The sequence below is a fragment of the Streptomyces sp. NPDC086077 genome, from assembly GCF_040686175.1.
In the GTDB taxonomy this organism is placed as follows: Bacteria; Actinomycetota; Actinomycetes; order Streptomycetales; family Streptomycetaceae; genus Streptomyces.
The window spans coordinates 1-6,334 of record NZ_JBFBJT010000248.1 but is presented as its reverse complement, the minus strand read 5'-3'; the positions used below and the strand labels follow the sequence as shown (position 1 = coordinate 6,334).

The 6,334-nt window shown below is 72.1% G+C and carries 3 protein-coding genes and 1 pseudogene; all 4 read left to right on the top strand.

Translation table 11 applies throughout. The features are described from left to right. Positions 1-90: 90 nt before the first annotated feature. A pseudogene (locus AB0O67_RS35980) lies at positions 91-456 on the top strand (SDR family NAD(P)-dependent oxidoreductase); the annotation flags it as partial. A 32-nt stretch (positions 457-488) separates the two neighbouring features. Further along, positions 489-1,496: a methionine synthase gene (locus AB0O67_RS35975; RefSeq protein WP_365459885.1), complete on the top strand. Its 1,008-nt coding sequence runs from the start codon at positions 489-491 to the stop codon at positions 1,494-1,496. 15 nt (positions 1,497-1,511) lie between these two features. After that, positions 1,512-3,707, top strand: coding sequence for an NAD-dependent DNA ligase LigA (gene ligA, locus AB0O67_RS35970; RefSeq protein ID WP_365459882.1), 2,196 nt, complete (start codon positions 1,512-1,514; stop codon positions 3,705-3,707). Positions 3,708-3,967: 260 nt separating this feature from the next. Then, positions 3,968-6,208: a bifunctional diguanylate cyclase/phosphodiesterase gene (locus AB0O67_RS35965; RefSeq protein ID WP_365459879.1), complete on the top strand. Its 2,241-nt coding sequence runs from the start codon at positions 3,968-3,970 to the stop codon at positions 6,206-6,208. Positions 6,209-6,334: the final 126 nt, after the last annotated feature.

Sequence of the window (6,334 nt, the reverse complement as noted above, 5' to 3'; positions counted from 1 at the left end):
CAGCGCGGCCTCGTGGTCGGGGATCGCCGCCTCGAAGCCGCGGGTCTCGCCGGTGGCGACGAGCGTGTGCTTCAGCCGGGAGGTCTCCTCGCCGAACTCACCCGCCTCCTGTTGCCTCAACTGCGCGCCGCACAGGGCCACGTGGTGTTCGTGAACTCGGGTGCGGGACTGAGCGCCCACGCCGACTGGTCCGCGTACGCGGCCTCCAAGCACGGCCTGAAGGCCCTCGCCGACTCGCTGCGCCACGAGGAGCACGCGAACGGCGTCCGCGTCACCTCGGTCTACCCCGGCCGCACGGCGAGCCCGATGCAGGCCAAGGTCCACCAGCAGGAGGGCAAGGAGTACGACCCCGCGAAGTGGATCGACCCGGAGTCCGTCGCCACGACCGTCCTGACGGCCCTGGACCTGCCGAGGGACGCGGAGGTGAACGACCTGACGGTGCGACCCGGGCGGTGAAAGTCGCGGCGGTCGTTCCGTAGGCTGCCCGGGTGAGCGAAAACAGCCAGTTCAGCTTCGGTGCCGCCACCGGGGTCGGCTCCCTGCCCGGTGGGGACGCCCGTGAGGCCGCCAAGACCGTCACCGGGTCCTTCGAGGACTTTCCCTTCCTGCCCGAGCTGCCCGCCCGGGGGCCCGGCGCCGACATGATCGGGCGGACCGCCGGGATGCTCGTCGAGCTGTACGCTCGCGTGGAGCCCAGCGGCTGGCGGCTCGGGGACCGGCCTGGGCGGGACACCAAGCGGGCCTGGTCGTGGCTGGTGGAGGACCTCGACGCCCTGGAGGAGTTCACGCAGGGGTACGAGGGCCCGCTGAAGGTGCAGGCCGTCGGGCCCTGGACGCTCGCCACGGCGCTGGAGCTGAGGAACGGCGAGGCGGTCCTCTCCGACCCCGGTGCCTGCCGCGACCTCGCCGGCTCCCTCACCGAGGGCCTGCGCCAGCATCTCGCCGAGATCCGCAGGCGCGTCCCCGGCGCCCACCCCGTGCTCCAGCTCGACGAGCCGTCCATCACCGCCGTACTGCGCGGCCAGGTCCGCAGCGCCAGCGGCTACCGCACCCACCGCGCCGTCGACCGGCAGCTCGTCGAGGCCACCCTGCGCGACGTCGCCGGGGTGCAGGACGGCGGCCCGGTCGTGGTCCACTCCTGCGCCCCCGACGTGCCGTTCGCGCTGCTGCGCCGGGCCGGTGCCGCAGCCGTCTCCTTCGACTTCTCACTGCTCACCGAGCGTGACGACGACGCGATCGGTGAGGCCGTGGAGGGCGGCACGCGGCTGTTCATCGGTGTCGTGCCGAGCACGGACGGCCCATTGTCGGACCCTGCCGGTAGCGTCATGGGTGTCAGGACGCTCTGGCGCAGGCTGGGGCTGTCTCCGGGGCTTCTCGCGGAGACGGTCACGGTAACGCCGCCGTGCGGACTCGCGGGCGCTTCCCCCGCGTACGCGCGACAGGCCCTCGCCCACTGCGTCCAGGCGGCGAGATCCCTCGCGGACAACCCTGAGTAACGGGAGGACGATACGGTGGCCGGCGACAAGCAAGCGGAGTCCACAGCGGTACCCGCCGAGGCACGGGAGCGGCATGCGCGGCTCGCCGAGCAGGTCGAGGAGCACCGCTTCCGGTACTACGTGAAGGACGCTCCCGTCGTCAGTGACGCGGAGTTCGACCAGCTCCTGCGCACCCTGGAGGAGCTGGAGGAGGAGTACCCGCAGCTGCGCACCCCGGAGTCGCCGACCCAGAAGGTCGCAGGGTCCTACGCCACGGAGTTCACGGCGGTCGAGCACCGCGAGCGCATGCTCTCCCTCGACAACACCTTCAACGACGACGAACTGGCGGCCTGGGCCGACCGCATCGCCCGCGAACTGGGCGAGCAGGACTACCACTTCCTGTGCGAGCTCAAGGTCGACGGCCTCGCCGTCAACCTCACCTACGAGCACGGCCGCCTCACGCGCGCGGCCACCCGCGGCGACGGCCGCAGCGGCGAGGACATCACCCCCAACGTCCGGACCATCGCCGAGATCCCGGACCGGTTGAACGGCGACCGCGTCCCGGACCTGGTGGAGATCCGCGGCGAGGTCTACTTTCCGATGGAGAAGTTCGAGGAGCTGAACCGCCGGCTGGTGGAGGCCGGCGACAAGCCCTTCGCCAACCCCCGCAACGCGGCGGCCGGTTCGCTGCGGCAGAAGGACCCGCGCGTCACGGCCACCCGCCCGCTGCACATGGTGGTGCACGGCATCGGTGCCCTGGAGGGCTTCGAGGGCCTCACCCGCCTCTCCCAGGCCTACGACCTGCTGGGGCAGTGGGGCCTGCCCACCTCGCGGCACAACAAGGTGGTCGACGACCTCGAAGGCGTACGGGAGTTCATCGCGTACTACGGCGAGAACCGCCACTCCGTGGAGCACGAGATCGACGGCGTGGTGGTCAAGCTCGACGAGATCCGTCTCCAGGGCCGCCTCGGCTCGACGGCCCGCGCCCCGCGTTGGGCGATCGCGTACAAGTACGCGCCGGAGGAGGTCAACACCAAGCTCGTCAACATCCGCGTCGGTGTCGGCCGCACCGGCCGCGTCACGCCGTACGCGCAGGTCGAGCCGGTGACGGTGGCGGGCTCGGAGGTGGAGTTCGCCACTCTCCACAACCAGGACGTGGTCAAGGCCAAGGGCGTCCTCATCGGCGACACGGTGGTGCTGCGCAAGGCCGGTGACGTCATCCCGGAGATCCTCGGCCCGGTCGTCGACCTGCGCGACGGCACGGAGCGCGAGTTCGTGATGCCCTCCGAGTGCCCCGAGTGCGGTACGGCGCTCAGGCCGATGAAGGAGGGCGACATCGACCTGCGCTGCCCGAACTCCCGTGCCTGCCCCGCACAGCTGCGCGAACGACTGTTCTACCTGGCGGGGCGCAAGGCGCTGGACATCGAGCACTTCGGCTATGTCGCCGCGGCCGCCCTCACCAAGCCACTGGAGCCCGCCGAGCCGCCGCTCAAGGACGAGGGCGATCTGTTCGACCTCACGTTTGAGCAGTTGCTGCCCATCAAGGCGTACGTCCTCGACCAGGACAGCGGTCTGCCCAAGCGGGACCCCAAGACCGGCGAGGAGAAGATCGTCACGGTCTTCGCCAACCAGCAGGGCGAGCCGAAGAAGAACGCGCTCGCGATGCTGGAGAACATCGCGGCCGCCAAGGAGCGCCCGCTCGCCCGCGTGCTGACCGGCCTGTCGATCCGTCATGTCGGCCCGGTCGCGGCCGAGGCGCTGGCCCGTGAGTTCCGCTCGGTCGACCGCATCGAGCAGGCCACCGAGGAGGAGCTGGCCACCACCGACGGTGTCGGCCCGATCATCGCCGCCTCGCTCAAGGAGTGGTTCGCCGAGGACTGGCACCGCGAGATCATCCGGAAGTGGAAGGCCGCCGGTGTCCGCCTGGAGGAGGAGAGCACCGGCGAGGACGAGGGCCCCCGCCCCCTCGAAGGCCTCACGGTCGTCGTCACCGGAACGCTCGAACAGTTCACTCGGGACGGCGCGAAGGAGGCGCTCCAGACCCGGGGCGCCAAGGTGACGGGTTCGGTGTCGAAGAAGACCTCGTTCGTCGTGGTGGGCGACAACCCCGGATCCAAATACGACAAGGCGATGCAGCTCAAGGTGCCTGTCCTGAACGAGGACGGGTTCAACGTCCTGCTGGAGCAAGGGCCTGAGGCGGCGTCGGAGGTGGCACTTCCGACCGGCGAGTAGCGGTTGAGGAACACCCGATCGGCGCATACCAGATGCATACGGGCGGCCGGGGCGCATTCGGGCAACCGTCGACGACCGCTGCCCGTGGAAGCCTTCTGCGGCCTACTGTTGAGGTGTGCACCTGCCGTGCCCAGCTGCGGTTGGGGCATTCCCTTGCTCCCGGTGAGTACGGGGAACGGTTTTCCAAACGCGGTGCCGTTGAGGGTTGTCGGGCATCGGGCCGCGTGGCGTGGGCACCGCCGGCTGTGAGAGGGACGGGAATGGAACCGACCGAGAGCGCCGCCCCGTACTCACGGCTGCGCCGGATGGCCGGCGCCTGGCGAGGGGGCCTCTGTTCGGCCTGGCGCGCGAGTGCCGCGGCGACGCGGGACCCGGGAGCCGGACAGCGCGTCGTGCTGGACGGGCACGGCGCCGCCCTCACCGCCGGGCACGCCGCCGGACTGCCGGAGACCGACACCGAACGGCACCTGTCCTGGCCCGCGCTGCCCGCGGCGGTCGTCGCGGCGGCCGGGTTCGCCCTCGGCGCCGGGTTCCTGCAGGCGTTCACCGACCACCACGCGCTGTTCCCGTCCGGCACGGCCGGCTGGGCGCTGGCCGTGCTGACCGGCCTCATCGTCGGCCACCTGGTCGCGCTCGGCCGCGCCCGCTGGTGGGGCGGCACCGGCTCCGGCGCCGCCCTCACCCTCGCCGTCCTGCTGCTGTACGGCTGGGTGCCCGCCGGGATGGTGAGCCTCACCGTCGTCGTGCTCGTCGGCATAGCCCGGCGCCACCGCTGGCGGCAGGGCGTGTTGCACGGCGCGGTGGACATCCTCGGCATCGGCGCCGGCGCCCTCCTGCTGGCCGCCTTCGGCCGGGTACCGTCCGTCGAGGACCCCTGGGGCCCCGCCACCTGGAACCTCTACACCGCCACCGAGGTGGTCCTGGTCGCCACCGCCTACCTCGCGGTCTCCCGCACCCTGCTGTGGTACCTGCACGCCCCCCGCGCGGGCGGACTGCCCACGATCGCCCGCACCGCCCTGGCCCGGCACGGCCTGGTCGCCGTCGCGCTGCTCGGCATCGCGCCCCTGATCTGCGTGGTCGCCGTCGCCAAGCCGATTCTGCTGCCGCTGTTCGCCATCCCCCTCATCGCCCTCGACTCCACCCTGTGGATAGCCCGGGCCCGTGCTGAGGAGCAGTTGCGCGATCCGCTCACCGGGCTGCCCAACCGCCAGTGGCTCCTGGAGCGCATCTGGACCGCGCTGGACGACGCCGAGCGGATCGACGCCCGCGCCGCCCTGATGCTGATAGACCTCGACCGGTTCCGATCGGTCAACGACACTCTCGGCCATCTCGCGGGCGACCGGCTGCTGCTGCAGACCGCCGACCGGCTGCGGCTGGCCCTGCCGCGCGGGGCGGAGGCCGCCCGGCTCGGCGGTGACGAGTTCGCCGTCTTACTGCCGGTCGCCGACTCCACGACGTCCGCGACCCGGATCGCCCGCGGCCTGGTCGCCGCGCTCAGCTCCCCCCTCGACCTCGACGGTCTCACCCTCGTGCTGGAGGCCAGCGCGGGCGTCGCCGTCTTCCCCGACCACGCTCTCGACGCCGAAGGCCTGCTACGCCGCGCCGACGTGGCGATGTACCAGGCGAAACGGGACCGCACGGGAGTGGAGGTGTACGAGTCCAAGCGGGACTCGAACACCCCGGACCGCCTCGGCCTTCTCGCCGACCTGCGCCGGGCGCTGGACGCCCACGAGGTCGAGGTGCACTACCAGCCCAAGGTGCGTTTCGACGGGCAGGTGGCCGGCCTGGAGGCGCTGGTGCGCTGGGTGCACCCGGAGCGCGGGCGGGTGCCGCCGGACGAGTTCATCGCGATCGCCGAGTCGTCCGGGCTGATGCCGCATCTGACGGAGTACGTGCTGGAGACGGCGCTCGCGCAGGTGGCGCGGTGGCGGTCGCAGGGTCTCTTCGTGCCGGTCGCGGTGAACGTGTCCCCGCGTGACGTGCACACCCCCGGCTTCGCGGGATCCGTCGCCGCCCGCCTCGCCCGGCACGGCGTCCCGGCGGGAGCGCTCCAACTGGAGATCACGGAGCACGTACTGCTGGAGGACCCGCAGCGGGCCGCCGACACCCTCGCGGGGCTGACCGGGCACGGCGTGAAGATGTCGCTGGACGACTTCGGCACGGGGTACTCCTCGCTGGTGCATCTGCGCCGGCTGCCGGTCAGCGAACTGAAGATCGACCGGTCGTTCGTGGCCCGGCTGGCGATCGACACCGAGGACGCGGAGATCGTCCGGTGCACGGTCGACCTCGCGCACTCGCTGGGGCTGCTCGTCGTCGCCGAGGGCGTCGAGGACGACGAGACCTGGGAACGCCTGCGCGACCTGGGCTGTGACGCCGTACAGGGATGGCTGGTCGCGGCGGCGATGCCGCCGGAGGAGACCACGGCGTGGCTGCGGGCGCGGGGCTCGCGCGGGTGGCAGCGCCCGGCGGCGGCCCTGCCCGCGGCTGCCTCGGACGAGTAGCGGCGGGCGGGCCGGCCGGCCGGGCCGCCGGGGCGCCCGGGGAACCGGGGTAGAGGGAGGCGGCCCCGCCCCAATGGATTGGGCCCAAACCACACACACTCACCCCACACGCAGGAAGCAAGCCAG

Coding starts and splice junctions, on each gene's coding strand:
- AB0O67_RS35965 (WP_365459879.1), top strand. CDS start 3,968: ATGGAACCGACCGAGAGCGCCGCCCCGTACTCACGGCTGCGCCGGATG.